Origin of the sequence: Brevundimonas sp., assembly GCF_031412435.1 — a bacterium.
Taxonomy (GTDB): domain Bacteria; phylum Pseudomonadota; class Alphaproteobacteria; order Caulobacterales; family Caulobacteraceae; genus Brevundimonas.
In genome coordinates this window covers 72,947-99,019 of the sequence record NZ_JANODA010000063.1, presented here as the reverse complement: position 1 = coordinate 99,019, position 26,073 = coordinate 72,947, and the positions used below count along the sequence as shown (strand labels likewise).

At 68.0% G+C, this 26,073-nt stretch carries 22 protein-coding genes and 1 tRNA gene; 12 read left to right on the top strand and 11 right to left on the bottom strand.

Annotation, left to right across the window (positions count from 1 at the left end):
• Both RMO01_RS12595 and RMO01_RS12590 read left to right on the top strand, forming a co-directional pair.
• A partial coding sequence (locus tag RMO01_RS12595; protein WP_309629398.1) for a valine--tRNA ligase occupies positions 1-2,568 on the top strand: 2,568 nt, incomplete at its 5' end.
• Positions 2,561-3,310 carry a TlyA family RNA methyltransferase gene (locus tag RMO01_RS12590; protein WP_309629397.1) on the top strand — a complete coding sequence of 250 codons (750 nt, stop codon included), beginning with the start codon at positions 2,561-2,563 and terminating at the stop codon, positions 3,308-3,310. The genes RMO01_RS12595 and RMO01_RS12590, both read left to right, overlap by 8 nt.
• Positions 3,311-3,457: 147 nt before the next feature.
• Here the strand turns inward: RMO01_RS12590 and RMO01_RS12585 are convergent, their stop codons facing one another.
• On the bottom strand, positions 3,458-4,030 hold the full coding sequence (locus tag RMO01_RS12585; RefSeq protein ID WP_309629396.1) for a glycine zipper 2TM domain-containing protein: 573 nt from the start codon (positions 4,028-4,030) through the stop codon (positions 3,458-3,460).
• Positions 4,031-4,178: 148 nt separating this feature from the next.
• On the opposite strand from RMO01_RS12585, the gene RMO01_RS12580 reads away from it, so the two are divergent.
• Entirely contained in the window at positions 4,179-5,417 is a 1,239-nt protein-coding gene (locus RMO01_RS12580; protein ID WP_309629406.1) for an RNA methyltransferase, read from the top strand.
• Here the strand turns inward: RMO01_RS12580 and RMO01_RS12575 are convergent.
• Both RMO01_RS12575 and RMO01_RS12570 read right to left on the bottom strand, forming a co-directional pair.
• On the bottom strand, positions 5,414-6,559 hold the full coding sequence (locus RMO01_RS12575) for a DNA cytosine methyltransferase (RefSeq protein WP_309629395.1): 1,146 nt from the start codon (positions 6,557-6,559) through the stop codon (positions 5,414-5,416). The two genes, RMO01_RS12580 and RMO01_RS12575, sit on opposite strands and share 4 nt — an antisense overlap.
• A 402-nt stretch (positions 6,560-6,961) precedes the next feature.
• The gene (locus RMO01_RS12570) at positions 6,962-8,038 is read right to left on the bottom strand and encodes a PA0069 family radical SAM protein (RefSeq protein ID WP_309629394.1); all 1,077 of its coding nucleotides are present in this window, start codon (positions 8,036-8,038) and stop codon (positions 6,962-6,964) included.
• Between the two features lie 133 nt (positions 8,039-8,171).
• Between RMO01_RS12570 and RMO01_RS12565 the strand changes: the two genes are divergently transcribed.
• From RMO01_RS12565 to RMO01_RS12555, 3 genes are read left to right on the top strand one after another with little or no spacing between them, the layout of a single operon-like run.
• A complete protein-coding gene (locus RMO01_RS12565; protein WP_309629393.1) occupies positions 8,172-8,741 on the top strand; it encodes a LemA family protein in 570 nt (189 codons plus the stop codon).
• Positions 8,742-8,747: 6 nt separating this feature from the next.
• Positions 8,748-9,773, top strand: a complete 1,026-nt coding sequence (locus tag RMO01_RS12560) for a M48 family metallopeptidase (protein ID WP_309629392.1) — start codon at positions 8,748-8,750, stop codon at positions 9,771-9,773.
• An 11-nt stretch (positions 9,774-9,784) separates the two neighbouring features.
• Positions 9,785-10,078, top strand: a complete 294-nt coding sequence (locus RMO01_RS12555) for a DUF6958 family protein (RefSeq protein WP_309629391.1) — start codon at positions 9,785-9,787, stop codon at positions 10,076-10,078.
• On the opposite strand, the gene RMO01_RS12550 is transcribed toward RMO01_RS12555, so the two are convergent.
• From RMO01_RS12550 to RMO01_RS12540, 3 genes are all read right to left on the bottom strand, one after another.
• On the bottom strand, positions 10,075-10,809 hold the full coding sequence (locus RMO01_RS12550; RefSeq protein WP_309629390.1) for an arginyltransferase: 735 nt from the start codon (positions 10,807-10,809) through the stop codon (positions 10,075-10,077). The genes RMO01_RS12555 and RMO01_RS12550 overlap by 4 nt on opposite strands.
• Before the next feature lie 120 nt (positions 10,810-10,929).
• Positions 10,930-11,832, bottom strand: coding sequence for a flagellar motor protein MotB (locus RMO01_RS12545; RefSeq protein ID WP_309629405.1), 903 nt, complete (start codon positions 11,830-11,832; stop codon positions 10,930-10,932).
• 71 nt (positions 11,833-11,903) lie between these two features.
• Entirely contained in the window at positions 11,904-12,473 is a 570-nt protein-coding gene (locus tag RMO01_RS12540) for a manganese efflux pump MntP family protein (protein WP_309629389.1), read from the bottom strand.
• A 139-nt stretch (positions 12,474-12,612) separates the two neighbouring features.
• On the opposite strand from RMO01_RS12540, the gene RMO01_RS12535 reads away from it, so the two are divergent.
• Positions 12,613-12,697 (top strand) — tRNA-Leu (locus tag RMO01_RS12535).
• Positions 12,698-12,868: 171 nt separating this feature from the next.
• Here RMO01_RS12535 and RMO01_RS12530 read toward each other — a convergent pair.
• Complete coding sequence (locus tag RMO01_RS12530; RefSeq protein ID WP_309629388.1) at positions 12,869-14,527, bottom strand: amino acid permease; 1,659 nt, start codon at positions 14,525-14,527, stop codon at positions 12,869-12,871.
• Between the two features lie 198 nt (positions 14,528-14,725).
• On the opposite strand from RMO01_RS12530, the gene hrpB reads away from it, so the two are divergent.
• Both hrpB and RMO01_RS12520 read left to right on the top strand, forming a co-directional pair.
• A complete protein-coding gene (hrpB, locus tag RMO01_RS12525) occupies positions 14,726-17,155 on the top strand; it encodes an ATP-dependent helicase HrpB (RefSeq protein WP_309629387.1) in 2,430 nt (809 codons plus the stop codon).
• Between the two features lie 53 nt (positions 17,156-17,208).
• Complete coding sequence (locus RMO01_RS12520; RefSeq protein WP_409013078.1) at positions 17,209-18,501, top strand: MFS transporter; 1,293 nt, start codon at positions 17,209-17,211, stop codon at positions 18,499-18,501.
• Here RMO01_RS12520 and RMO01_RS12515 read toward each other — a convergent pair.
• From RMO01_RS12515 to RMO01_RS12505, 3 genes are all read right to left on the bottom strand, one after another.
• Positions 18,498-19,292, bottom strand: a complete 795-nt coding sequence (locus RMO01_RS12515; RefSeq protein ID WP_309629385.1) for an RNA methyltransferase — start codon at positions 19,290-19,292, stop codon at positions 18,498-18,500. The two genes, RMO01_RS12520 and RMO01_RS12515, sit on opposite strands and share 4 nt — an antisense overlap.
• On the bottom strand, positions 19,289-20,188 hold the full coding sequence (locus RMO01_RS12510; protein ID WP_309629384.1) for a class I SAM-dependent methyltransferase: 900 nt from the start codon (positions 20,186-20,188) through the stop codon (positions 19,289-19,291). Before RMO01_RS12510 ends, RMO01_RS12515 begins: the two co-directional genes overlap by 4 nt.
• Positions 20,189-20,329: 141 nt before the next feature.
• A complete protein-coding gene (locus tag RMO01_RS12505) occupies positions 20,330-21,745 on the bottom strand; it encodes a glycosyltransferase family 2 protein (protein WP_309629383.1) in 1,416 nt (471 codons plus the stop codon).
• 139 nt (positions 21,746-21,884) lie between these two features.
• Here RMO01_RS12505 and RMO01_RS12500 point away from each other — a divergent pair, with 139 nt between their 5' ends.
• Complete coding sequence (locus tag RMO01_RS12500) at positions 21,885-22,511, top strand: TetR/AcrR family transcriptional regulator (RefSeq protein ID WP_309629382.1); 627 nt, start codon at positions 21,885-21,887, stop codon at positions 22,509-22,511.
• Between the two features lie 4 nt (positions 22,512-22,515).
• Here the strand turns inward: RMO01_RS12500 and RMO01_RS12495 are convergent, their stop codons facing one another.
• On the bottom strand, positions 22,516-24,573 hold the full coding sequence (locus RMO01_RS12495) for a lytic transglycosylase domain-containing protein (RefSeq protein WP_309629381.1): 2,058 nt from the start codon (positions 24,571-24,573) through the stop codon (positions 22,516-22,518).
• A gap of 113 nt (positions 24,574-24,686) precedes the next feature.
• On the opposite strand from RMO01_RS12495, the gene dapA reads away from it, so the two are divergent.
• Positions 24,687-25,568, top strand: coding sequence for a 4-hydroxy-tetrahydrodipicolinate synthase (dapA, locus tag RMO01_RS12490; RefSeq protein WP_309629380.1), 882 nt, complete (start codon positions 24,687-24,689; stop codon positions 25,566-25,568).
• Positions 25,568-26,071, top strand: coding sequence for an SsrA-binding protein SmpB (gene smpB / locus RMO01_RS12485; RefSeq protein ID WP_309629379.1), 504 nt, complete (start codon positions 25,568-25,570; stop codon positions 26,069-26,071). The genes dapA and smpB overlap by 1 nt, the downstream gene beginning before the upstream one ends.
• Positions 26,072-26,073: the final 2 nt, after the last annotated feature.

Below are 26,073 nucleotides of genomic sequence, written 5' to 3'. Positions count from 1 at the left end.
ATCGGCCACGCGCTGAACAACACCCTGCAGGACATCCTGGCCCGTTATCACCGGATGCAGGGCAAGGCGGTGCTGTGGCTGCCCGGCACGGACCATGCGGGCATCGCAACCCAGATGGTCGTGGAGCGCCAGTTGGCGGCCGCGGGCAATATCGGTCGTCGCGAAATGGGCCGCGAGGCCTTCGTCGAGAAGATCTGGGAATGGAAGGCCGAGTCCGGCGGGACCATCGTCCAGCAGCTGCGCCGCCTGGGGGCGTCCTGCGACTGGAGCCGTGAGCGGTTCACCCTCGACGATGGGCTGAACGCCGCGGTCCGCAAGGTCTTCGTCCAGCTGCACCAGCAGGGGCTGATCTATCGCGACAAGCGTCTGGTGAACTGGGACCCGCAGTTCCAGACGGCCATCTCGGACCTGGAGGTCGAGCAGCGCGAGGTCGAGGGCGCCTACTGGCATTTCGCCTATCCGCTGGCCGACGGGGTCACCTACGAACACCCGATCGCTTTCGATGACGAGGGCAAGGCGACGGAGTGGGAGACGCGCGACTTCATCGTCGTGGCCACAACGCGGCCGGAGACCATGCTGGGCGATACCGGCGTGGCCGTGCATCCGGATGACGAGCGCTACAAGGGTCTGGTGGGCAAGTCGGTGATCCTGCCGATCACCGGCCGGCGCATCCCGATCGTCGCCGACGATTATGCCGATCCGACCAAGGGCTCGGGCGCGGTCAAGATCACCCCGGCCCACGACTTCAACGACTTCCAGGTCGGCAAGCGGGCCGGGCTCGCCGCCCTCAACGTGCTGGACGCCTTCGCCCGCATCACCACGGCCGACACCCCTGACATCCCGGCCGAATACGACGGCATGGACCGGTTCGCGGCCCGCAAGGCGATCGTGGCCCTGGCGGAAGAGGCCGGCTGGCTGCGCGAGATCGAGAAGACGCGCCACGTGGTGCCGCACGGCGACCGCTCCGGCGTCGTCATCGAGCCTTGGCTGACGGATCAGTGGTACGTCGACGCCCACACCCTGGCCCAGCCGGCGCTGAAAGCCGTCGAGCAGGGCGACACGGTGTTCGAGCCGAAATCCTACGAGAAGATCTATTTCGAATGGCTGCGCAACATCGAGCCCTGGTGCATCTCGCGCCAGCTCTGGTGGGGCCACCGGATCCCGGCCTGGTACGACGCCGATGGAAGCATCTATGTCGCCGAGACCGAGGCCGAGGCCGTCGCCCAGTCGGGCGGCAAGGCCCTGACCCAGGACGAGGACGTCCTCGACACCTGGTTCTCCTCGGCCCTGTGGCCCTTCTCGACCATGGGCTGGCCGGAGAAGACCGAGGATCTGGAGCGGTTCTACCCGACCAGCGACCTGGTTACGGCGGCCGACATCATCTTCTTCTGGGTCGCCCGGATGATGATGATGGGCCTGCACTTCATTGACGAGGTCCCGTTCAAACGGGTCATCATCAATGGCCTCGTCCGCGACGAGAAGGGCCAGAAGATGAGCAAGTCCAAGGGCAACGTCATCGATCCCCTGACCATCATCGATGAACTGGGTGCCGACCCCCTGCGGTTCACCATGGCCATCCTGTCGGGCACCCGCGACATCAAACTGTCGAAGCAGCGGATCGAGGGCTATCGCAACTTCGGCACCAAGCTGTGGAACGCCGCTCGCTTCTCCGAGATGAACGAGGCGCGGCGGGTGGAGGGCTTCGACCCCGCGACCGTCGAGCAGACGATCAATCGCTGGGTTCGCGGCGAGCTGACCAGGACCGAGCGCGCGGTGTCGGACGCGATCGAGGGCGGTCGTTTCGACGATGCGGCCTCGGCCCTCTACAGGTTCGTCTGGAACGTCTTCTGTGACTGGTATCTGGAGCTGGCCAAGCCGGTGTTCCAGGGGGCCGACGAGGCCGCCAAGGCCGAGACGCGGGCCATGACCGCCTGGACGCTCGACCAGACCCTGAAGCTGCTGCACCCGGTCATGCCCTTCATCACCGAGGAGCTGTGGGCCGAACTCGGCAAGGAGGGGGCGTCGCGCGACGAGGCGACCCTGATCAGCGCGGCCTGGCCCGTGCTGCCGGACGCCTTCATCGATGCCGAGGCCGAGGCCGAGATCGGCTGGCTGGTCGATCTGGTCGGGGAGGTGCGCGGCCTGCGCGCCGAGATGAACGTGCCACCGGGGGCCAAGCCGCCGCTGACCTTCGTCGCGCCGGATGCGGCGACCTCGGACAAGGCGACGCGGCATCGCGACCTGATCCTGACGCTCGCCCGGGTGTCGGATGTGGCGTCTGCGGATGCGGCTCCGGCCGGGGCCGTGACCTTCGTGTCCGGCGGATCGGGAGCGGCCCTGTCGCTGGCCGGGATCATCGACCTGAAGGCCGAACGCGCGCGTCTGACCAAGGAGATCGCCGCCTTCGAGAGCGACGTGGGGCATGTGATGAAGAAGTTGGGCAACCCCAACTTCGTCGAGCGCGCGGCCCCTGCGGTGATCGACGAGCAGCGGGCCAAGCTGGCCGAGGCCGAGGCCGGCAAGACGCGTCTGGAGGCCGCTCTGGCCCGGTTGGCCGACATTGGCTGACTTTGGACCCCGGACCCGACTGGACCACCTGATGGTTTCGCGCGGTCTGGTCGAAAGCCGGTCACGGGCCAGGGCCGCGATCGAGGCCGGCGGCGTCACCGTAGATGGCCAGCCGGCCCGCGCTGCGTCGCAAGGCGTCAGCGAGGACGCCGTAGTGACCGTCGTGGAGGCCCATGGCTGGGTCGGCCGCGCGGCGTTGAAGCTGGATCACGCGCTGAGCCTGTGGCCGGTGACGGTCGAGGGCCGGGTGGTGCTGGACATCGGCGCATCGACCGGCGGCTTCACCGAGGTCTGTCTGGCGCGAGGCGCGGCGAAGGTCTTCGCGGTCGATGTCGGCCAGGGGCAGATGCATCCGAAGGTGTCCGCCGATCGCCGGGTGGTGAACCTGGAGAAGACCGACGCCCGGACGCTCGACGAGGCCCTGATCCCGGAAACGCCAGGCCTGATCGTCTGCGACGCCAGCTTCATCGGCCTTGCCAAGGTCCTGCCCGCCGCTCTGGCTCTGGCGGCGGACGACGCCGATCTCATCGCCCTGGTCAAACCGCAGTTCGAGGGCGAGGGCCCCAAGGACTCCGGCAAGAAGGGGGTGGTCAAGGATCCGCAGGCTCATCTGGACGCCGTCCGTCGCGTCTCCGACTGGCTGGCGACCGTTGGCTGGACCGTTCAGGCGACCGCCGAAAGCCCGATCACGGGTGGCGACGGCAACATCGAATTCCTGCTCTGGGCACGTCGGACCAGCTAGCCGTCGCTCAAGCAGCGCGGCTCCGCGAGCCGAGCGTTGGCGACCCTTCGGACAAGAAGAAACCGCCGGTGGATTGCTCCACCGGCGGCCCGTCACGACGTCGATCGACAGGGGGGCTGAAAAATATCGACGCCGCGAACCCTTTGATCAGCGCGGCAGCCAGCCGCGGCGGGGATCGAAATAGTAGTGGCCATCAGGGCTGACCTCGTAGCCATCCTCGTAGTGGCGGTCGTCCCGACGGTCGTTGCGGCGGTAGTCGTCGCGATAACCGCGGTCGTCGTACCGGTTCGACGAATAGGCGCGGTCGTCGTAGCGGTCATTCGAGCTGTAGTAGGTCGGGGCCTGCGAGTAGGAGCGTGAGTAGCCGTTGTTCGAGCGGCACTGGTCGTTCGAGGAACGGCCGACCTGGGCGCCGACGATGGCGCCGAGCACGCCGCCGATGATCGAACCCTCGGTGCGGTTGCCGCGCCCCGAGATCTGCGAGCCGGCGACGGCGCCGATACCGCCTCCGATCAGGGCGCCCGCGCCGGTCCGACCCTGACCCAAGGTCTGGCAACGGTCCTGATAGCGGTCATTGTAGCCGTAGGACTGGCTGTAGCCCTGGTTATGGTTGTAGCCGGAGCCATATCCGTAGGACTGGGCCGAGGCGGCGGCGGGCACGAGGGTCGCGGCGGCGGCGAGGGCGGCGGCGACAGCGGCGGACTTCACGAAGGCGGTCATTGAGAGAACCCCGGTTCGGCGCCGGGAAGGTCCGGCGTCTTGTTGGGTCGATGTATGGGCCTGCCAACCTGAATGCGTTTTGAGCGGAGCGTTCATCTTCGTTCAGGTTTCGGAATTCTGTCGGACCGCCTAGAAGCCGCCGATGACCATGACGCTGAAGATCGCCCGGGTGGCCGGGCAGGGAGACGGCGTGGCCGAGACGCCCGCCGGGCCGGTGTTCGCGCCCCTGACCTTGCCGGGCGAGACCGTGCGCGGCGAAGTCGTCGATGGACGGATGGAGGCGCCCGAGATCCTTGAGGCCAGCCCCGACCGGATCGCGCCGGTCTCGCCCCACTATGGCGACTGCGGCGGGTGTTCGCTGCAGCACTGGGCGGCCGGACCCTATCTGGACTGGAAGAGGGATCTGGTCGTGTCGACCCTGGGGCGCGAGCGGATCGAGACAGAGGTGGAGGCGACGGTGGCGGTGCCGCCGGGGACGCGGCGGCGGCTGGCCCTGCACGCGCGCCGGCTGGAGGACGGGCGGGTCGTCCTAGGGTTCAAGGCTCGCAAGTCCTGGCGGCTGGTCGAGGTCTCGGCCTGTCCGGTGGCCGATCCCCGGCTGGTGGCGTCGTTCCCGGCGCTGGCGAAGGTCGCGGCGGCCTTTCTGGAACATCCCAAGTCGGCGCCGACCCTGCATGTGACCTGGACGCTGGACGGGCTGGACATCGACGTAACCGGGATCGAGCGGAAGTCCGGCGGCCTGTCGGCGGACCGGCAGATGCAGGCGATCCGGGCGGCGCGGGAGGCGGATGTGGCGCGGCTCAGCATGGCCGGCGAGACCCTGATGATGGCGCGTCAGCCGCGGGTCCAGTTCGGGCCGGCGATCGTGCCCCTGCCGGCGGGCGGCTTCCTGCAGGCCGTGCCGGAGGCGGAGCAGGCCATGGTCCAGCGGGCCGTGGCGGCGGTGAAGGGGGCGAAGAAGGTGGCGGACCTGTTCTGCGGAGCCGGGACCTTCACCTTCCCCCTGGCGACCGTGGCCAGTGTGATCGCGGCGGACGCATCGGCGGCAGGGATCGCGGCGCTGAAGCAGGGCATCGGCTCGGCCAAGGGGATGAAACAGATCACGGCGGAGGCGCGCGACCTGTTCCGGCGGCCGCTGTCGCCCTACGACCTCAAGGGCGTGGAGGCGATCGTGTTCGATCCGCCCCGGGCCGGGGCCATCGACCAGACCGCCCAGATCAAGGACACCAAGGCCTCGGTCGTGGTCGGGGTGTCGTGCAACCCGCAGACCTTCGCACGGGACGCCCGGGTGCTGATCGACGCCGGGTTCCGGCTTGAGACGGTGACGCCGGTGGACCAGTTCATGTGGTCGGCCCACGTCGAGCTGGTGGGCGTGTTCCGGCGCTAGGCAGCCTTGCTGGCGACCGCTGACGATCCGACAAGCGGCTCGAACAGATACCGGGCCAGGTGGCGGGCGACCGGGACGACGACGCCGTCGCCGGTCAGGTGGTAGGCGTCCGAATAGGTGCGCGGCAGGACGTAGGAGTCCGGCAGGCCCATCAGCCGGGCGGTCTCGCGGGCCGAGATCAGGCGGGAGCGGATGCGGGGCCCGTCGATGACGAGGATGGTCTGACGGCTGGAGCCGCCCGAAGGCGTGCGCAGGCAGCCGGCGATGTCGTCGAAACGGACCTCGGCGCGCTGGGCCTTCTGGCCCGAGGCGTCGGTGCGGGTGCGGCGGTAGACACCGCCGACCATCCGGCGGCCTGCGCGCTGCGCGGCCTGGACCTTGGCGCGGTTGACCGGGGACATGAGCGACAGGAGGCGGTCGGTCTCGGCCGGGGTGTGCCAGGCGACGCTGTCGGGCCGGTCCTCGATCACGTCGGTGAAGGTGGAGACACGGCGTTCGGGAGAGGGCAGGTTCCACCACAGGGCGGAGGCGCGCAGGTCCTCGGGCAGGCGGTCGACGGCGCGGACCACGGCCGGGGTGTGGAAGGGGGCCATGGGGCCGGGCGCCGTCAGGTCGGGGGCTATGGGGGGCTCGGCGTGGATGCCGACGACGAAGAGGCGAGGGCGGGACTGGGGCACGAACCGGTCGGCGTTGATGACCAGGGCGCCGAAGCGGTAGCCGGCCTCGGCGAAGGTCCGGCACATGGCCTCGAAGTCCGCGCCATTGCGGGAGGTCAGGGCGCCGCAGACGTTCTCGACGGCGACGAGGCGGGGGCCCCGGCCTTCCGAGGCGAGACCGCGGATGAGATCCCAGAAGGCGTAGAAGGTGCCGGAGCGTTCTCCGGCAAGGCCGGCGCCGTGGCCGGCGAGGGAGAGGTCCTGACAGGGGAAGCTGCCCCAGACGAGGTCAGGTCGGCCGGGCAGGGCGGCGGCGTCGAGGGCGCGGATGTCGCCGACGGTCAGTTCGCCCCCCGTGCCCCAATTGGCCTGATAGGTCAGGCCCTTGCGGGCGTCGAAGTCATTGGCGAACAGGCAGTCCCATCCGGAGCCGAGCCCGGCGCGGACCATGCCGCCTCCGGCGAAGAACTCGTAGAAGCCGGGCATGGGCTCAGGTCTGGACGGGGCGGGATTCGCGCATCGGGTCAGGGTGGCGATGCGGGTGAGTCGGGTCCATCCGGGATTGGACTCCAAAAAACCGAGTCCACAGAGTGCAATTTCAGGAAGTTGTATTATTACGGCGTCTTGCGGCGAAGTCTTCACTGCGATTTCGAACATGGTGTGGACTCGTCGGGTGCGGATGATCGTTTTTCGTCATCCTCCGGCGTAGCGAAGCGAAGACCGGGGGACCCAGCGGCGCCGAAGGCGATCTGTTCAGGCGCGATGGTCAGATAACCGTGTCCGCGACAGGTTGGCTGCTACGCGCCGCCCTTCGGGTCACGCTTTCGCGTGCCGCTGCGTCCCCCGGTCTGCGCCGCCAAGCGGCGGCTTGCCGGAGGATGCCGAAAGTCAGTCGAACAGCTCCAGCTGCGCCCGCGCATCCGCCGGCACCCTGAACTTCGTCACGTCGAGCTCATGCCTCGGTCCGTCGAGGCCGTAGCGTTTCACCGCCGCCTTGAAGCGGGCCGAGATCAGGTCGGCGACGGGGCCCGTGCCCTTCATCCGCTGGGACCAGTCGGCGTCGTAGTCCTTGCCGCCGCGTGTCTGGCGCACCAGGGACATGACGCGGGCGGCGCGATCGGGGCGGGCGTCGGCCAGCCATTCGGCGAAGAGGGTCTTGATCTCGAGCGGCAGGCGCAGGGTCACATACATGGCCGTGGTCGCCCCCGCCTTTGCCGCCGCCTCCAGCACCGATTCGAGCTCGTGGTCGTTGAGGCCCGGGATGACGGGTGCAAAGCCGACGCCGACGGGGACGCCGGCGTCGGCCAGCCGTTTCACTGCGTCGAGACGGCGCGCGGGCGTCGCGGCGCGGGGCTCCATCGTGCGGGCGAGATCGCGGTCCAGCGTCGTGATCGAGACGAAGGCGCTGGCCAGACCGTCGCGGCCCATCGGGCCCAGAATATCCACATCGCGGGTGATCAGGTTCGATTTGGTGATGATGGAGAAGGGCTGACTGAATCTCTGCAAGACTTCCAACAGACCGCGCGTGATCTTCTGCGTCCGCTCGACCGGCTGGTAGGGGTCCGTGTTGCCGCCTATGTGGATGCGCTTGCAGACATATTTCCGCGCGGCGAGCTCCTGTTCCAGGAGACGCGGCCCTTCGGGCTTGAAGAAGAGCCGGCTCTCGAAATCCAGGCCCGGGGATAGGCCCATCCAGGCATGGGATGGACGGGCGTAGCAGTAGATGCAGCCATGTTCGCAGCCTTTGTAGGGGTTGATCGAGCGGTCGAAACCGACGTCGGGACTGGTGTTCTTTGTGATGATCGTGCGGGCGTGTTCAGGCGTCAGGCTCGTTCGGAGCGGCGCCGGCGTCTCGTCATCCGCCGTCCAGCCGTCGTCGAAGCCCTCGTGCACGACGGGTTCGAACCGGCCGGAAGCGTTGGTGCGGGCGCCTCGTCCTTTCTTCGACAGGTGAGCGGGAGACATGAAGTGAGGTTATGACCCGGGAGGGAACAAAGCAAGAACAATTCCACAGCGCCTGAACGACGCGCCTCCTCCGATTTCACTATCCGGCGTTCGCCCTTCGCGCGATAATCATGGTCATCGCAGGGGACCCATCATGATCACACTCATCGTCATCGGCGTTATCGTCGTCATCCTGATCTTCGTGGTCATGGGGGCCTACAACCGGCTGGTCGCCCTGGACCAGAAGGCGGACCAGTCGTTCGCCGACATCGACGTTCAGCTGAAGCAGCGGAACGACCTGATCCCGAACCTAGTCGAGACCGTGAAGGGCTACGCGACCCATGAGCAGGAAACGCTGAACGCCGTGACCCAGGCGCGGGCCGCCGCCGCCGGGGCCACGACCGTCGACGACAAGGTGACCGCCGACAACATGCTGACCGGCGCCCTGGGCAAGCTGTTCGCCGTGGCCGAGGCCTATCCTGACCTGAAGGCCAACACCAACTTCCTCGAACTGCAGCGCGAGCTCAGCGACATCGAGAACAAGCTGGCCGCTGCGCGCCGCTTCTTCAACAATGCCGTGGCCGAGTTCAACGCGGTCCGCGCCCAGTTCCCGACCGTCCTGTTCGCCGGGATGTTCGGCTTTGGAACCGAGAAGCCCTTCTTCGCCGTGGACGCTGCGGATCGCGCCGCGATGACCGCCGCACCGCCGTCGGTGAAGTTCTAGGTCCACATGGCCGCTGTCGGTCTCCAGACCCACATCTGGGCGAACAATACCCGCTCGACCCTGCTGCTGATCGGGTTTCCGGTCATGCTGACGCTCGTTCTGTTCGGGCTGGAACTGGTGCTGATGGGGTTCGGCTTCCTGCCCAACTCAGGCGGGACGCTCAGTGATGATGTCAGATATGCGGTCGGGATGCTGGCGGGGACGATCCCGCTGGCGGTCGTCGTCGCCCTGATCTGGTTCGCCATCGCCTGGTTTGGCAACCAGGCGATGGTCGACGCCATGACCGGGGCTCGCAGGGTCGAGCGTCAGGACGCGCCCGAGCTCTATAACCTGCTGGAGAACCTGGCGATCTCCCGCGGCCTGCACACGCCGACATTGCGGATCATCGAGTCGGCCAGTCTGAACGCTTTCGCCTCGGGCATCCGCGAGGGCCACTACAGCGTCACCGTTACCCGGGGGCTGATCGACGCCCTGGACCGAGAGGAGATGGAGGCGGTGCTGGCCCACGAACTGACCCACGTCATCAACAAGGACGTGCGGACGATGATCATCGCCTCGATCTTCGCCGGGATCATCAGCGTGATCTGCCAGCTGGTGTTCCGCGGGCTGTTCTATCTGCGCGGCGGCAAGGACAACAAGAACGCCCTGCCGTTGATCCTGATCGGGTTTGCGATCGCCGCGATCGGCTACGTCTTCGCCATCGTCATCCGGCTGATGCTGTCGCGGACGCGGGAATATGTGGCGGACGCAGGCGCGGTCGAGCTGACCAAGAACCCGGACTCGATGATCTCGGCGCTGAGGAAGGTCTCGGGGCGGTCGAAGCTCGAGGCGCCGGACGACGTGCAAGGCATGTTCCTGGACAATGAGCGCGCGGGTTTCACCGACGCCCTGTTCGCGACGCACCCGTCAATCGACAAACGGATCGCGGCCCTGGTGAAGTTCGGCGGCGGGCGGGATCCGGGAGCGTGGGACCCGGACCTGGTGGATACGGCCGTGCCGCAGACGGCTTCGACCGCCGTTCCCTACAACTGAGAGGATTGTCCGTGGCCAGGCGCAGGATCGAGGTTCAGAACATCGTCAGCCCCGGCCATATCCAGTCGGTCGATGCGGACAAGTACGAGGCGACGCGCGACGCCTATCTCGCGGTGCTTACGCGTGAGGCGCCGGGCATGACGCCGGCGGAGATCAAGGCGGCCCTGACGCCGAAACTCCCGGAGGACCTGTTCCCGGGAGGAGCCACGGCGGGCTGGTGGGCCAAATGCGTGCAACTGGATCTGGAGGCCAGGGGCGTGATCGTGCGTGCGGCCGGAAGTCCGGTCAGACTGCGGAAGGCCTAGTCGATCCGCATCCAGCCGAGGGGTTTGAGGACTTCCATCGGCCGGAATCTGGCCTTGTAGTCCATCTTGGTGGAGCCCTCGACCCAGTAGCCGAGGTAGACGAAGGGCAGGCGAACGGCTTGGGCCTGTCTCACGTGATCCAGGATGGCGAAGACGCCCAGCGAGCGCTTGACCATCTCCGGGTCGAAGAAGCTGTAGACCATCGACAGGCCGTCGGAGAGCAGGTCGGCCAGGGTCACGGCGACCAGATCGCCCGGGCCTTCGTCGGTCGAGGGCAGGCGGTATTCGATCAGGTGGGTGCGGACCGCCGTGTCCTCGACCATGGCGATATAGTCGGGCCAGTTCATATCGGTCATGCCGCCGCCCGGGTGGCGATGGGCAAGGTAGCGTTTCAGAAGGGCGAACTGCTCCTGTGTCGCCTCGGCCTCGACGAGGTCACGCGACAGGTCGTCGTTGCGGGCGAGCACCTTGCGCTGGCCGCGCGAGAAGACGAAGTCCGGCGCAGGCAGGCGGACGGAGACGCAGGCGTCGCAGCCCTCGCAGGCGGGGCGATAGGCGATGTTCTGGCTGCGGCGGAAGCCGGCGTGGGTCAGCTCGTCGTTGACATGGGCGCCGTCGGAGAAGGGCAGGTTGGCGAACACCTTCCGCTCGGTCATGCCGGGCAGGTAGGGGCAGGGCGCGACCGCCGTCATGAAGAAGCGAAGCTGGCGTGTCGGGACATGCTGGGTCACGGCGTCAGGTCCGCATCCGATTTCGTCCGGCGTAGGGCAGGGCCGCTTGCATCGGACGATTTGCCGCCAATCCGTGCTGCGCTGCAAGACAGTTCGCGCCGTAACCGAACGGCGCGGCGGTCACAGGCTGGTGTCCGTCGGCAGGACCGGCGCCTCGCGCAGCAGGACGATGGCGATGCGGCGGTTGCCGGCCAGCGACGGATCGTCCGGATACAGAGGATCGGACCCGGCCTTGCCGGCGACCGAATAGACCCGGTCGGCGTCGACGCCCGCAGCCTGGAGAATCTGGCGCGAGGCGTCGGCGCGGCCGGCAGAGAGGGGCCAGTCGGACGGGGTGGAAGCGCGTCCCGACCCGGCGACCGCAGAGGTGTGGCCGGAGATCGAGACACGGTTCGGCAGCTGGTTCACGACCCCGGCGATGGCGCGCAGCAGGACCTGGGCGCGGGCGTTGGGGCGGGCCGAGTTCTGTTCGAACATCGAGCGGCCTTCCTGATCGACCAGCTGGATGCGCAGGCCTTCGGGCGTCTGGTCGATGATCAGCTGTTTCGACAGTTCGGCCAGTTCGGGCATGCGCTGCATGGCCTGGCGCAGGGACTCGGCGGCGGAGCGGAACTCGGCGGCCTCGCGGGCGGCGATCTCCTCGCGCAGTTCCTCTTCCGAGGCGGCGGCGAGGTTGGCGCTGGAGCCGGCCTCCTCGGGGGCGTCCATGGGGGCCTCGGGAGCCTGCTGTTCCAGCACCGACATGGAGCCGGCGCTCTTGGAGCCGTCCTCGCCCAGGGAGGTGCCGCCCAGGATGCCGCCGGAGCCGGAAGTGGTCTGGCTGACGCTGGCTGGAGCGAAATATTCGGCGATGCCGCGCTTCTGTTCCGGGTCGGTCGTGTTGATCAGCCACATCAAGAGGAAAAAGGCCATCATCGCGGTCACGAAGTCGGCGTAGGCGACCTTCCACGCGCCACCGTGGTGGCCGCCGCCGACCACCTTCTTGACCTTCTTGATGATGATCGGACGTTCGGCGGCGTTCATCGAATCGGGGACCTGCAGGAACTCAGGCAGACCCTCGACGATCAAGGTTAATGCGACCTTTCGGTCGGGCCTCAGACGGCCAGAAACCCGAGGTGCTCGAGCAGGATCGTCGTGCCGAGGGCGATCAGGGCGAGGCCGCCCACCAGTTCGGCGATCTTGCCGAAGCGAACCCCGACGGCTCGCCCGATCAGCATGCCGACCGTGGTCAGGGCGAAGGTCGTCAGGCCGACGCTGAGGGCGATGATCCAGATGTTCGCTCCCAGGAAGGCCAGGCCAACTCCGACCGCCGCCGCATCGATACTGGTGCCCACGGCTGTGGCGATCAGGGCCCAGGGGCCGGAGCGGGGGGGCCGCGCCGCGCCTTCGCTGGCGGGTCTGGACGCCTCCCAAATCATCTTGCCGCCAACGACGGCGAGCAGGACGAACGCGATCCAGTGGTCGACCCTCTCGACGAAGCCTGCGGCCAACAGGCCGAGGCTCCAGCCAATCAGGGGGGTGATGGCTTCGATGATGCCGAATACCGCCCCGGCCTTGACCGCCGAGCGCCACGTCGGGCGATGCGAGGCGCCGCGCCCCACGGCTGCGGCGAAGGCGTCCGTGGACATGCTGAGCGACAGGACAGCGATGGTTCCGGGCGTCATGGGTCGATCTCGCCGGGCAGTCGTTCGCGCCCGGCCGGATCGAGCGGCGGCTGTCCTAGGGGATGGCGGATCAGTTAGCCCAGACTGAACTGACATGACGGTTGTCGCAGGCTCCGTCAGGTCCTAGACACGCCGCCACGCGGATGTGGCGAAACTGGTAGACGCACCAGATTTAGGTTCTGGCATCGCAAGATGTGGAGGTTCGAGTCCTCTCATCCGCACCATCTTTTTCGGAGCTAACGCTCGCCGCGCGGTGGCTCACTGCTTGAGCGCATTTTGCGCGCTATCGCTGGCTCGCGGAGCCTGGCTGCTTGAGCGCGGGCTTTGTGCTCCGACCAAAGACAAAAGGCCCGGGATTGCTCCCGGGCCTTTCTCGATTCCGCTGTGAGGCGGGATCAGTCCTTCTGGTTGTCGACGCCGGAGCCCATCGCCTCGGCCGGGGAGGACATGGTGGTCTCCTCGGTGATGTCGATGCCCTTGGCCAGCTTGGAGTTCCAGAAGCCGTAGGCGGCGTAGATGACCGCGCCGACGGCGGCGTAGCCGCCCAGCAGCATCAGCGGGAGGGGGTTGTCCTCCGCCGCGTGCTGGAACATCGGGATCAGGTTCTGGCTGGCCAGGAACAGGCAGGCCAGGATGCCCAGGACGGCGGTGAAGATGCCGCCCGGGACCTTGAACGGACGCGGCATGTCCGGGTGCTTGATGCGCAGGAAGATCACGCTCAGGCAGACGATCGAGAAGGCCGTGGCCGTACCCAGCGAGACCAGGTCGCCGAGGATGGAGATGGGCAGGAAGGCCGCCGCGATGGCGATCAGGACGCCCAGCAGGATCGTGCCGATCCAGGGGGTACGGTACTTCGGATGGATCACGGCGAAGGCGCGCGGCAGCAGGCCGTCGCGGGCCATCGTGTAGAAGATCCGCGTCTGGCCGTAGCAGAGCACCAGCATGACCGAGGACAGGCCGGTGATGGCGCCGATCTTGATCATGAAGCTGATGATGTTGAGCGGCTCTCCGCTGGCCAGAATGATCGGGGTGTTGGCCCAGTCCAGGCTCATGCGGTCGATGGCGACGGCGACGGGCGCCGGGCTGGCCAGCTCCAGGTACGGAACCACGCCGGTCATGACGGCGGCGACGGCCATATAGATCAGGGTGCAGACGAACAGGGCGCCCAGGATGCCGAAGGGCACATCCTTGGAGGGGTTCTTGGCCTCGGCCGCGGCGGTCGAGACCGCTTCGAAGCCGACGTAGGCGAAGAAGATGATCGCAGCGCCCCGGAAGATGCCGCCGACGCCGAACTGGCCGGCGACCCCGGTGGGTTCAGGGATGAAAGGCACCCAGTTGTCGGGGTTCACATAGCCGATGCCGACCGCAATGAAGGTCAGCAGGACGATGATCTTGATGACCACGATCACGTTGTTGATGCTGGCCGATTCCGAAACGCCCAGCACGAGCAGGCCGCAGACGGCGGCGATGCCGATGGCGGCGACCAGGTTGAAGGTGCCGGTCAGGGGGAAGGACGTCGCGCCCGCTTCCTGGACCAGTTGCACCAGAGGCGTCGCCCACTGAGGGCCCTCGCCGCCGGCGTAGGCGATGGTCGGGAAGATCTGCTGGCTGATGCCGAAATCGGTCAGGATCGAGACGACATAGCCGGACCAGCCGACCGCCACTGTCGAGGCGGCGACACCGTATTCCAGAACCAGCAGCCAGCCCATGATCCAGGCGAAGACCTCACCCAGGGTGCCGTAGGCATAGGTGTAGGCCGAGCCGGAGACCGGCATCGTCGAGGCCAGTTCGGCGTAGCAGAGGCCGGCCAGGCCACAGGCGATGCCGGCGACGATGAAGGAAAGCATGATGGCCGGCCCGGCGTTGGCCGCAGCCACCTGGCCGGTCAGGACGAAGATACCTGCGCCGATGATGGCGCCGATGCCCAGACTCATCAGGTTCCACTTGCCGAGCGTGCGCTTGAGCTCGCTCTTGGCGGCTTCCTTCTGGATCTGCGCTACGGATTTTCTGAGGAACAGTCGGTTCCCCTTGGGCCTAAGGCCATCTGCGGACATACGTCGCGCCCCCTCGATACGAAAACACGGCGAACCCTCCCCGGGCCGCCTTCCAGCGCGGGACGCTAGCGACGGATCCGTGCACGTGCAACGCGGTTTCCGATCCATGAAGGCCCCGCAACGCTTTCGTGACCCTACAGGCGGGGTTCGGGCGCCCATTCCTTGGTCGCAGGACGGCGCCGCGCTAGTGCAGCCGGGATGATCCTGCCCATTCATTCCGTGCTGGAAGAGCTGAAGGTCGCGGTCGCCGCGAATCCTGTGGTCGTGCTGGCGGCGCCGCCGGGCGCGGGGAAGACGACGGTCGTGCCCTTGGCCCTGCTGGAGGCGGACTGGCTGGGCGGCCGGAAGATTCTGTTGCTGGAGCCGCGACGGCTGGCGGCGCGGGCGGCGGCGGAGCGGATGGCGCAGACGCTCGGTGAGAAGGCCGGCGACACCGTCGGCTATCGCACCCGGTTGCAGAGCCGCATCGGGCCGAAGACGCGGATCGAAGTGATTACCGAGGGCGTGTTCACGCGGATGATTCTGGACGATCCAGGTCTGGACGGCGTGGGAGCGGTCCTGTTCGACGAGTTTCACGAACGGAGCCTGGACGCAGACCTGGGGCTGGCTTTGGCGCGGGACAGCCAGTCGGTGCTGCGCGACGACCTCAAGCTGGTGGTCATGTCGGCCACGCTGGATATCGCCGGAGTATCAAGGCTCCTTGATGGAGCCCCGGTGATCGAGGCGCAGGGGCGGGCGTTTCCGGTCGGGACGATCTATCTGGGTCGCAACCCGGTCGAGCGGATCGAGGATGCGACGGCGAGGGCCTGTCTGACGGCGCTGGGCGACCAGCCGGGGTCGATCCTCGCCTTTCTGCCCGGACAAGGAGAGATCCATCGGACGGCGCAGAGGATCAACGAACGGCTGCGCGATCCGTTGGTCGATGTCGTCGCGCTCTACGGCGCGCTGGACAAGGAGACGCAGGATCGGGCGATCGAACCCTCGCCGGAGGGGCGGCGGAAGATCGTGCTGGCGACTTCGGTGGCGGAGACGAGCCTGACCATCCAGGGCGTGCGCGTCGTGGTCGACTGCGGCCTGTCGCGGGTGCCGCGATTTGAACCGTCCAGCGGACTGACGCGGCTTGCGACGGTCCGGGTCAGCCGATCCTCGGCGGAACAGCGACGCGGCCGGGCGGGGCGGACGGAGCCGGGGGTCTGTTACAGGCTGTGGGACGAGGAATCGACGCGAGGGCTGGTTCCCCATCAGAGGCCGGAGATTCTTGAAGCCGACCTGACCGGACTGGCGCTCGATCTGGCGCGGTGGGGCGCCCGGACGACGGAGGGTCTGGCGCTGCTGGACGCGCCGCCGGCCGGGGCGTTGGCGGAGGCGCGGGCGGTGCTGACACGGCTGGGGGCGCTGGATGAGGCGGGCGGGCTGAGCGGTCACGGGCGGCGGCTGACGCGGATGCCTCTGGCGCCCCGGCTGGCGCATCTGGTGGCCGTGGCGGCGGATCGGGGCAATGCGTCGCTTGGCGCCCGGATCGCGGCGGTGTTGAGCGAGCCGGGGCTGGGCGGAAACGAAGTCGATCTGAGAGACCGGCTGCGCGGGTTCGAGCGGGACCGGTCGCCGCGGGCCCAGGATGCGCGCAGGCTGGTGGAGCGCTGGGCGAAGGCGGCGGGCGGCGGGACCGGCGGGGGCGATATCGAGCCGGGCGACCTGCTGGCCGAGGCGTTTCCTGAACGGGTGGCCAGGGCGCGGGGCAAGCCGGGCGAGGTGCTGCTGGCGTCCGGGCGAGGGGCGTTTCTCGATGCGACGGACGCATTGGCGCGGGAGGGCTGGCTGGCGGTCGGCGATCTGGGCGGGGGAGAGGCGCGGGACCGCATCCGGCTGGCGGCGCCGCTGGACCCGGGGTCACTGGAGGCGCGGCTGACGACCGAGGACCGGCTGGTGCGCGAGCCGTCTGGACGGATGGTCATGCGGCGCATCCGGCGGGTCGGAGCCATCGTCTTCGACGAGAAGATCACCGGGGCTCCGGACCGGGCGGCGATCACGAAGGCGCTGCGTGACGAGGTCGAGGCGGACGGGCTGAAAGGCTTGAAGTGGGGCGAGCGGTCGAGCGCGGTTCGGGCCCGGCTCGCCTTTCTGTACGGGCTGGATGCGGACTGGCCTGAGGTTTCGGACGCCGCCTTGCTGGCGCAGCGCGCGGACTGGCTGTGGTCGCTGCTGGACGGCGTGCAGGACCTGTCGCAAATCCGGGACGAAGCGCTGGCGCAGGGGCTGGAGGTGCTGGTTCCGTGGGAGCGTCGGCGGCTGATGGATCACCTGGCGCCGGCGCGGCTGACGACGCCCCTGGGGTCGGCCAGCATCGACTACGGCGCCGAGGGCGGGCCGCGCGTGGATATCCGCGTGCAGGAGCTGTTCGGGGTGACGACCCACCCGGCCGTCGGCGGCGGGCGTGTGCCGTTGACGCTGGCCCTGCTGTCGCCGGCGCGGCGGCCGATCCAGATGACGAAGGACCTGCCCGGCTTCTGGCGCGGGTCGTGGAAGGATGTGCGCTCCGAGATGCGGGGCCGCTATCCGCGCCATCCCTGGCCCGAGAATCCGGCCGAAGCGCCGCCGACCAACCGGGTGAAGCCGCGCGGGACCTGAGGCTTGACCGGCGGAGGGTGTCCGACGCAACGATGGCCGACGACCCTGGGGGAATGCCGTTGACCGAACCTGCATTGCTGATCGCGCCCAGCCCGGCCTCGACGCGCCGCGTCCTGTTCGCCAGCCTGATCGGCACGACGATCGAATTCTTCGACTTCTACATCTACGCCACGGCGGCCGTGCTGGTGTTTCCGGCCCTGTTCTTCCCCGGCGGCGACCCGCTGACGGCGCAACTCCAGTCGTTCGCGACCTTCGCTTTAGCCTTCTTCGCCCGACCGGTGGGCGCGGTGATCTTCGGCCATTTCGGGGACCGGATCGGACGTAAGGCGACGCTGGTCGCAGCCCTGATGACCATGGGCCTGTCGACGATCGCCATCGGCCTGTTGCCGACCTATGCGCAGATCGGGGTGGTCGCGCCCCTGCTTCTGGCCGTTTGCCGCTTCGGGCAGGGGCTGGGGCTGGGCGGCGAGTGGGGCGGGGCGGTGCTGCTGGCGACCGAGAACGCACCGCCGGGACGCAAGGCCTGGTTCGGCATGTTCCCCCAACTGGGCGCGCCGATCGGCTTCATCCTGTCGACCGGGGCCTTCATCATCCTGACCTCGACGATGAGCGAGGAGGCCTTCCTGAGCTGGGGCTGGCGCACGCCCTTCCTGGCCAGTGCGGTGCTGGTCATCGTCGGCCTGTGGGTTCGGCTCCGCATCACCGAGACTCCGGAGTTCAGCCGGGTCATCGAGCGGGCCGAGCGGGTCAAGACGCCGGTCCTGACCCTGTTGGCGAAGTACAAGGGCGCGCTGATCCTGGGGACGCTGGGCGCGACGACGACCTTCCTGCTGTTCTATCTGATGACGGTCTTCGCACTGAGCTGGGCGACGACGAGCCTGGGGTTCACGCGTGCCGACATCCTGCCGACGCAACTGGTCGGCGTGATCTTCTTTGCGGCCTTCATCCCGATCTCGGCCCTCGCCGCCGACCGGTTCGGGCAGATTCGGGTGCTGATCATCGCCTCGGTGGGGATCGGCCTGTTCGGCTTCCTGATCGCGCCCCTGTTCAAGGGGGGGCTGACAGGGCTGTTGATCTTCTTCTCGCTGGGGTTTGCGCTGATGGGCGCCACCTATGGTCCGCTCAGCGCCGCGATGGCGCGACCCTTCCGGGCGGCGGTCCGGTACACCGGCGCGTCGATGGCGTTCAATCTGGCGGGGATCGCGGGAGCGTCGGTGGCGCCCTATGCGGCGACGTCACTGGCCAAGACCTATGGGGTGCCGGCGGTCGGGCTCTACCTGGCGGCGACGGCGGCGATCACGGTGCTGGCCCTGATCGGCATGTCGCGTCTGAAGGACGAGGACTAGTCGGTCACCGCATAGACCATGACGCCGGTGGCGATGGCGAGGTTCAGGCTGTCGGCCCGACCGCGCATCGGGATCTTGACGTTGACGTCACAGGCGGCGGCGAGGGCGTCGGTCAGGCCGGCCTGTTCGTTGCCCATCAGGATCAGGCTGGGTCTGGCATAGGCCGCGTCGCGATAGCCGATCGTGGCGTCCAGACGGGTGCCGACCACGCTGCCGGGCCAGGTTTCACGCCAGGCGAGGAAGTCCTGCGGCGTGCAGCGGGCAATGGCCACGGCGAAGACCGATCCCATAGTGGCGCGGACGGCCTCGACCGAGAAGGGATCGACGCAGTCGCCGATGAGGATGACGCCGCCGCAGCCGGCCGCGTCGGCTGTGCGGATGATGGTGCCGAGGTTCCCGGGATCGCGGACCTGTTCCAGGGCGACCCAGCAGGGCGCGGTCTCGGGCTTCAGGGCGGTCAGGGGCGTGTAGGCCTGTTCGAAGACGCCGAGCACCGTCTGCGGGTTTTCGCGGCGGCTGATCTTCTCGAGGATCGGATGGGTGACCACGACGATCTCGCCGCCGGCCTTCACGGTCTCGGCGCGGGCGCGGTCGAGCAGGGGATGCGGGCGGGCCTCCATGCCGACGAGCAAGGTCCGGGGCGCGCGGCCCTGGTCCAGGGCCTCGCCGATGAACTTGAGGCCTTCGGCGAGGAACAGGCCCGTGGCCTCGCGCTCCTTGCGCATATGCAGGGCGCGCACGGCCTTGACCGTGTCGTTGGTCAGGGAGGTGATCAGACGGTCTTCGCTCATGACGCCGACCACCGGGCGAAGAAGCTGAGGCCGATGGCGCGGGCGTCGGGACCATCTTCCGACAGGGCCAATTCGCCCCAGTCGATACGGCCGCCGCGCGTCGCCGTGGCTTCCCGCATCTGATGCGCCAGAGACAGGCCGGAAATGCGCGCGGCATAGGCGTTCAACAGCAGGAAGTCGGCGTCGTCGGCCAGCAGGGCGGCGCAGTCGGCGAGGAGGCCGGGCATGTCCTCGAACAGGCGCCAGATCTCACCCGTCGGGCCGCGTCCGTATTTCGGCGGGTCGAGGATGATGCCGTGATACTTCGCCCCGCGCCGGACCTCGCGGGCCGCGTATTTGCGCGCGTCATCGACGATCCAGCGGATCGGCTTTTCGGACATGCCGGAGAGTTCGGCGTTCTCGCGGGCCCACGCGACCGACTTCTTGGAGGCGTCGACGTGGGTCACCTCGGCTCCGGCCGCGGCGGCAGCCAGCGAGGCGACGCCGGTGTAGCCGAAAAGGTTCAGAACCCTGGGGCGTTGCAAGGTGCGGATGCGTGCGTCCAGCCACTCCCAGTTGGCGGCCTGTTCAGGGAAGAAGGCCAGATGCCGGAAGGGGGTGAAGCGGCCGATGAAGCGCACGTCGCGCCAGCCTAGCGGGAAGGCGTCGATCGGGCCGTGTTCGTCGAAACGCCAGCGTCCGGCGTCCTCTTCCTCCTGCTGGGGGTCGAAGACGGCGTTGGCGCGGTCGAAGACGCCGGGGTCGCGTGGCTTCCAGAAGCATTGGGGTTCCGGGCGGACGACCGTGTAGCGACCGTAGCGCTCCAGCTTTCGACCTTCGCCGCTGTCCAGCAGGGCATAGTCCGACCAGCCTTGGGTGACGAGGGTTTGGGGCAGGGAGGACAGAACGGGCGGCATCGGCAAGGCCTCTAGAGCCTGATCCGGAAAAGTGTAAGCGGTTTTCCGGTCGGATCAGGCTCCAGAATAACGCTGGACCTTGATTCACGGCATCAGCGGAATCGCGAAGCGATTCCTCCTCACCCGATCAAGATCCTGCCGTCAGGCGGCCTCGCGTCCAGCTTCGTCCTCCGCTATGGCCGCGATCTCGATGGCCGGATCGCGGCGGTGGCGCGTCTTGTCCCAGGCGAACGGCTCGGCCACCAGACGCCAGACCGCGTGGCCGAACGCGAGCGTCAACAGCGACCAGTATGCCGGTGCGACGATCATGTCGGCGGCGGTGTAGGGCACGCCGGCCCGTCGCGCGCCTATCTTCCCATTCAGCCAGGCCGCGGCCATGCCGACCACAAGCACCGCCAGGGCGAACCGGGGGGCCTCCGGCGACAGACCCGCCGCCGTCGAGATGGCCACGGTGGCGATGAGCCAGGCCAGTGACGGGGCGTGGGCCACGGCGGCCAGCAGCGACAGTCCAAGAGTCATCGTCAGCGAGAGGCAACCGCGCCAGCCCAGCCCGGCCGGCGACCGGGTGTGGACGCCCCAGGTCTGCATGAAGCCTTTGAGCCAGCGCGTTCTCTGGGGGAGCCAGTCGATCATGTCACAGGGCGGTGTCTCATAGGTCGGACGCCGGAGGGTGCCGAGGCGGTAGCCACTGCGCCACAGGCGGAAGCCCAGATCGGCGTCCTCGGTGACATTGTGGGCATCCCATCCGCCGACAGCGCGCAGAGCCTGGACGCTGAAGTGATTGCTTGTTCCGCCGAGTGGAAACGGAAATCCGAGCCGTGCCATGGCCGGCAGGGTGACTTCGAACAGCGCGGCGTACTCGACTGCGAACTGTCGACCAAGGAACGATCTTTCGAAGCCGGCTGGCGGACGTATGCGCAGCGGAGCCTGGAGTGTGGCCAGGCGCCCCGCAGGATCTGCAGCGAAACGGGCGGCGGCTTCGCGCAACTGCTGCGGATCCGGGTCATCCTCGGCGTCGTAGACAGTGAGGAGGTCGCCGGAAGCGATCGCGAGGCCGGCGTTGAGGGCCGCCGGTTTGGTTGTCGGGCCGCCGGGCGGGACGACGAACACCTTCAGCCAGGCCGGGAGTCTGCATTTGGCGGCGGCGTCGAGGGTCGAATTATCGTGCGCCTCCAGAAGCAGGAAGCCTTCCAGCCGGTTGCGGGGATAGTCGATTGCGTCGAGGCGTCCGACGAGCTGAGGCAGCATTTCCGCCTCGTCCAGCAGGGCGGCGAGGACGGTGTAGCGCGGGAGTTCGGTCGCCGGCTCCGGATCGGGGTCGAGGCGAAGGCTCACCAGAATCAGCAGGACTCGCCAGGCGGCCGCAGCGAGGAAGATGATCTGAACGAGCAGGATAAGAACCGTGGCGGTGACGGGCCCGTTCGTCGCGATACCCCATCCCGGAACACCGACTGCCATCGCGATGACGATCGACTGGCCGAGGCCGCAGGATCGCATATCCGCGCGATAGGGGTACCCGCTCGTCAGGATATGCATGCCGCCCCCGATGCGCGCCAAGGTTAATGACCTATCCCAAGGTTGTGCTTCGGGCAAGCCGTTGGCGCCGTCGTGGCAATGGGGCTATGCAAGGCCGAGGCGGGCCCCGTTGGCGCGCCGGTTCTCCTTCATGGAGCTCAGCGTGTCGGCCGAAACTGTAATGTCCTCCACCGCTTCGTCCCGCTCGACCCGCAAGCCGAAAGGCGAAGGACACGCCCGCCGTGCGGAGATTCTGGCCGCGGCGGAGCGCATCTTCGTCGAAGTCGGGTACGAGGGTGCGACCATCCGCCGGATCGCCGACGAGGTCGGTCTGTCGTCGACGGCCCTCTACATGCACTTCTCCGAGAAGAGCGAGATACTGCACGAGATTTGTCGGCTGGCCTTTGCGCGACTGCAGGCCGCGAACGCGGCTGTTGTGGCCGAGGGCGGATCTCCGGAAGTGATCCTTCGCCGGTTGATGGAGGCCTATATCGATTTCGGCTTCGAGAACCCCAATGCCTATCGTCTGACCTATCTGACCCGACCGATCGAGGCGCGGGACGGAGCCCAGAGCGCGGCCCAGATGCTGGGCGCCGACCTGTTCCGGGGCTTCGAGGCCATTGTCGAACAGGCGGGCGCCGAGGGTCATCTCAGGGGCGATGCGCGGACGACGGCGCAGGCCCTTTGGGCCGGGTCACACGGCGTCGTCTCGCTGATGATCACCAAACCCTATTTCGACTGGGTCGATCGCAATCTGCTGACCCGGACGATGCTCGACGCCCTGTTTATGGGGCTGCTGAAGCCCTGACCACTCAGGGCTGGTAGGGCTGGGGTCCTCCGGCGCCGCGCGCGATGTCGGAGGAGGTCGTGAGCGGGGCCGAACCGCCGTTCAGGCGGGCCTTGTAGACCGCCATGTTCTCCATCACCCGCATCATGTAGTTGCGCGTCTCGGTGAAGGGCGCGCACTCAATGAAGTCGACGGGATCGACTCCGCCGCCCGTGACGCCGCCGCGCGGATCGCCGCAACGGGCCACCCACTGGGGGCCCCGCGCCGGACCGGCGTTGTAGCCGACGGTGGTCAGCAGCATCGAGCCCCGGAACTGACTCATCAGCTCGCCGAGGTGATAGCTGCCAAGGGTCATGTTGTAGTCCGGGTCCCATAGCCGCTCGGCCGAATAGGTCATGCCCAGGCGACGCGCGACGCCTGAGGCGGTCGAGGGCAGGAACTGCATCATGCCGCGTGCGTCGGCGCCGGAGCGGGCGCGGGGGTCGAAGCTGGATTCCTGACGGGTGATGGCCAGGGTGAAGGACAAGGGAGCAGCGCCGGCGACCTCGGGCGGGATGCGAATCGGGTACTGGCGTTCGGGCAGCAGGAAGCCGCGCTGGCTCGCGGCGCGACCGACCATCATGGCGCCGAAGCCGTCGCCGTAGCCCCGCGTCATATCCATCAACAGCGCCAGGTCATTGATGCCCGGCAGGGTGTCGTCGAGGTGGTAGGCGAAGACGCGATACAGGCTCATTTCGCCGGTCTCGCCCAGGATGCGGGCCGCGCGGACGACCTCGTTGGCCTCGAATGCGGCGACATCGTTGCGGGTCGGGACCGGCTCGGCGGGCAGGGTCAGGGTGGTGATCCCGGCCTTCTCGGCGGCCAACTGGCCGTAGAAGGTCTGAATGTGACGCGCGCCGCCCTGGTAGAAGGCCTGGGCCCGGGCCTGGTCGCCCTGGGCCTCGGCCGCGCGGCCCAGCCAGTAGAGGGCGCGGCCCTGGGTGATGGGGGTCGAGGATGACTGGCGCAGGGTCTCGAAATGACCGGCGGCGCGGGCGGGATCGCCCAGCTTGGTCAGGGCGACCCAGCCGGCGAAGAACTCGGCGTCGACCTTGCGCTCGCCCGCCGGGAAGCCGTGTCCGGCCATGGCGTCATAGGCCGCGCGCCATTCGCGACGCTCCAGCGCATCCAGGAAATAGTTACGACGCTCGTTCCACAGGGCGGTCTGGCCGTCGCTGTGCAGGGGCGCGGCGGGCAGGGCGGAGAGGAGGGCGAAGCCCTCCGACTGCCGGTTGGCGGCGCGCAGGATGCGGACGCGCTCCAGCACCACGGCGGGGTCCATGGCCTGGGACGGCGACAGGTTGGCGACGACGCCGTCGGCCGAATAGGCGCTGCGCAGTGTGATGGCCGCGTTGGCGGTCGCGCGGCGCTCCGGCGAGACGAGATTGAGCATGGCGCGCGTCGCGGGGCCATGCGGGCCGGTCAGCAGCATGTTGAGACGGGCATCGTGGTCGCGCTGGGTTAGGCCGGAGCCCCAGCGGGTCAGGATTCGGCTCTGGGTCGCTTCGTCGAAAGACTGGGTCTGCCACCATTCCTGGATCAGCAGGCGGGCCTCGCCGGAACGGCCGCGCTGGTCCAGAGCCTCGGCGAGGGCCATGGCGCCCTGTATCGTGGTCGGGCGGGAGGAGGCGAAGAAGGCGAGGACAGCGTCGGCGCCCATTCCCGCGCGTTCCAGCGCCTGTTCGCCGGCCGCGATCCGGGCCTCGGCGCGGGGCCAGGCGCGCATCGACTGAACGTCGTTCGACAGCTCTGTGTAGGACAGTTGAGGGGCGGCGGTGTCGACAAGGGCCCATTCGACCAGTTTGCGGGCGGTCGGGTCGCCGATCCTCGAAATCGCGGTCTGCGTGCCGATCACGTCGCGGGCGCGGGCGGCGGCCAGACCCTGGCGGAAGGAGGTGGTGTCGGAGTCGTTGAGGATTCGCGCCTGATAGCCGCTCTGCCCCGTCTGGCCCGTGACGTAGGGAGTCGGCTGACGGTTCAGGTCGGCAGTCTGCGGAATCGGTGCGAGAACGGCCAGTGCGGCCGCGAGGCTGGTCGCGAGCATGAAGTGTCCGATCCCCATTCATCCCGGTTGCGAGTTTGAGCCCGGCAACCTACCCTCTTGCGTCTCGTTTCAGGCGCCCGTCGCCCATCCCCACGCAAGGTAGACTTGTTTCAATGACCGCCCCCTTGTTCAAGGGCGTGATCACCGCCCTGATCACACCACTTCGTGACGGAAACGTGGACGAAGCCGCCTTCGAGGCCCTGCTGGAACGTCAGATTGCGGCCGGGGTTCACGGCGTCGTCCCCATGGGCACGACCGGAGAGAGCGCCTCACTGACGGGCGACGAGCATCGCCAGGTCGTCGAGCTGTGCGTTCGTGTCGCGGCGGGCCGGGTGCGTGTCATCGCAGGCTGCGGCTCGACCGCGACCGACAGGGCCCTAGGTTATACCCGGCATGCCAAGACCGTCGGCGCCGACGCCGCCCTGATCGCCACCCCCTATTACAACAAGCCCTCACAGGCGGGTCTGCAGGCCCATTTCGAGGCCATTGCGAACGCGGTCGAACTGCCGCTGCTGCTCTACAACGTGCCCAGCCGGACGGGCGTCGACATGGCTGATTCGACGGTTGCGGCGCTGGCGGCGCATCCCAATATCGTCGGCATCAAGGACGCGACCGGCGACATGGGCCGGGCGAGCTGGATGCGGGTCAATATCGGCGGACCCTTCGCCTTGATCACCGGCGACGACGCGAGCTTCCCCGGCTATCTGGCACATGGCGGCGGCGGGATCATCTCCGTGGTGTCGAACGTCGCGCCCGAGGGGATGGTCGCCCTGTGGAACGCCATCCAGGCCGGAGATCGCGCACTGGCCCTGTCGTGGCAGGACCGGCTGAGCGGACTGGCAAGGGCGTTGTTCCTCGACAGTTCGCCCTCGCCGACGAAATACGCCCTGGCGCGACTGGGGCTTTGCACCGAGGAGATGCGCCTGCCGCTCGTGCCGACCAGCGACGCGGTCAAGCCGGCCATCGACGCGGCGATGGCGGCGGCGGGTCTCTGATGGCCACGACGAAGGAAAAGGCCGCGGCCGCCACAAAGGCCCCGATCACCAAGGCCAAGCTGATCGCCGAGAACCGCCGCGCGCGGTTCGACTATTTCCTCGAGGACAATCTTGAGGCGGGGATCATGCTGCTGGGGACCGAAATCAAGGCGCTGCGGATGGGCCGGGCCAATATCGCCGAAAGCTATGCGGCGGTGGAGGGTCGCGAGATCGTGCTCATCAACGCAGACATCCCGCCCTACGCCCAGGCCAACCGGTTCAACCACGAGCCGCGGCGGCCGCGGAAACTGCTGTTGCATCGCAAGCAGATCGACCGGCTGATCGGGGCGGTTCAGAAGGATGGCCAGACGATCATCCCGCTGCGGCTCTATCTCAACGACGACGGCAAGGCGAAGCTCGAGATCGCCCTGGCCAAGGGCAAGAAGCTGCACGACAAGCGCGAGGCCTCCGCCGATCGCGACTGGCAGAGGGACAAGGCCCGGCTGATGCGCGACAAGGGCTGAGG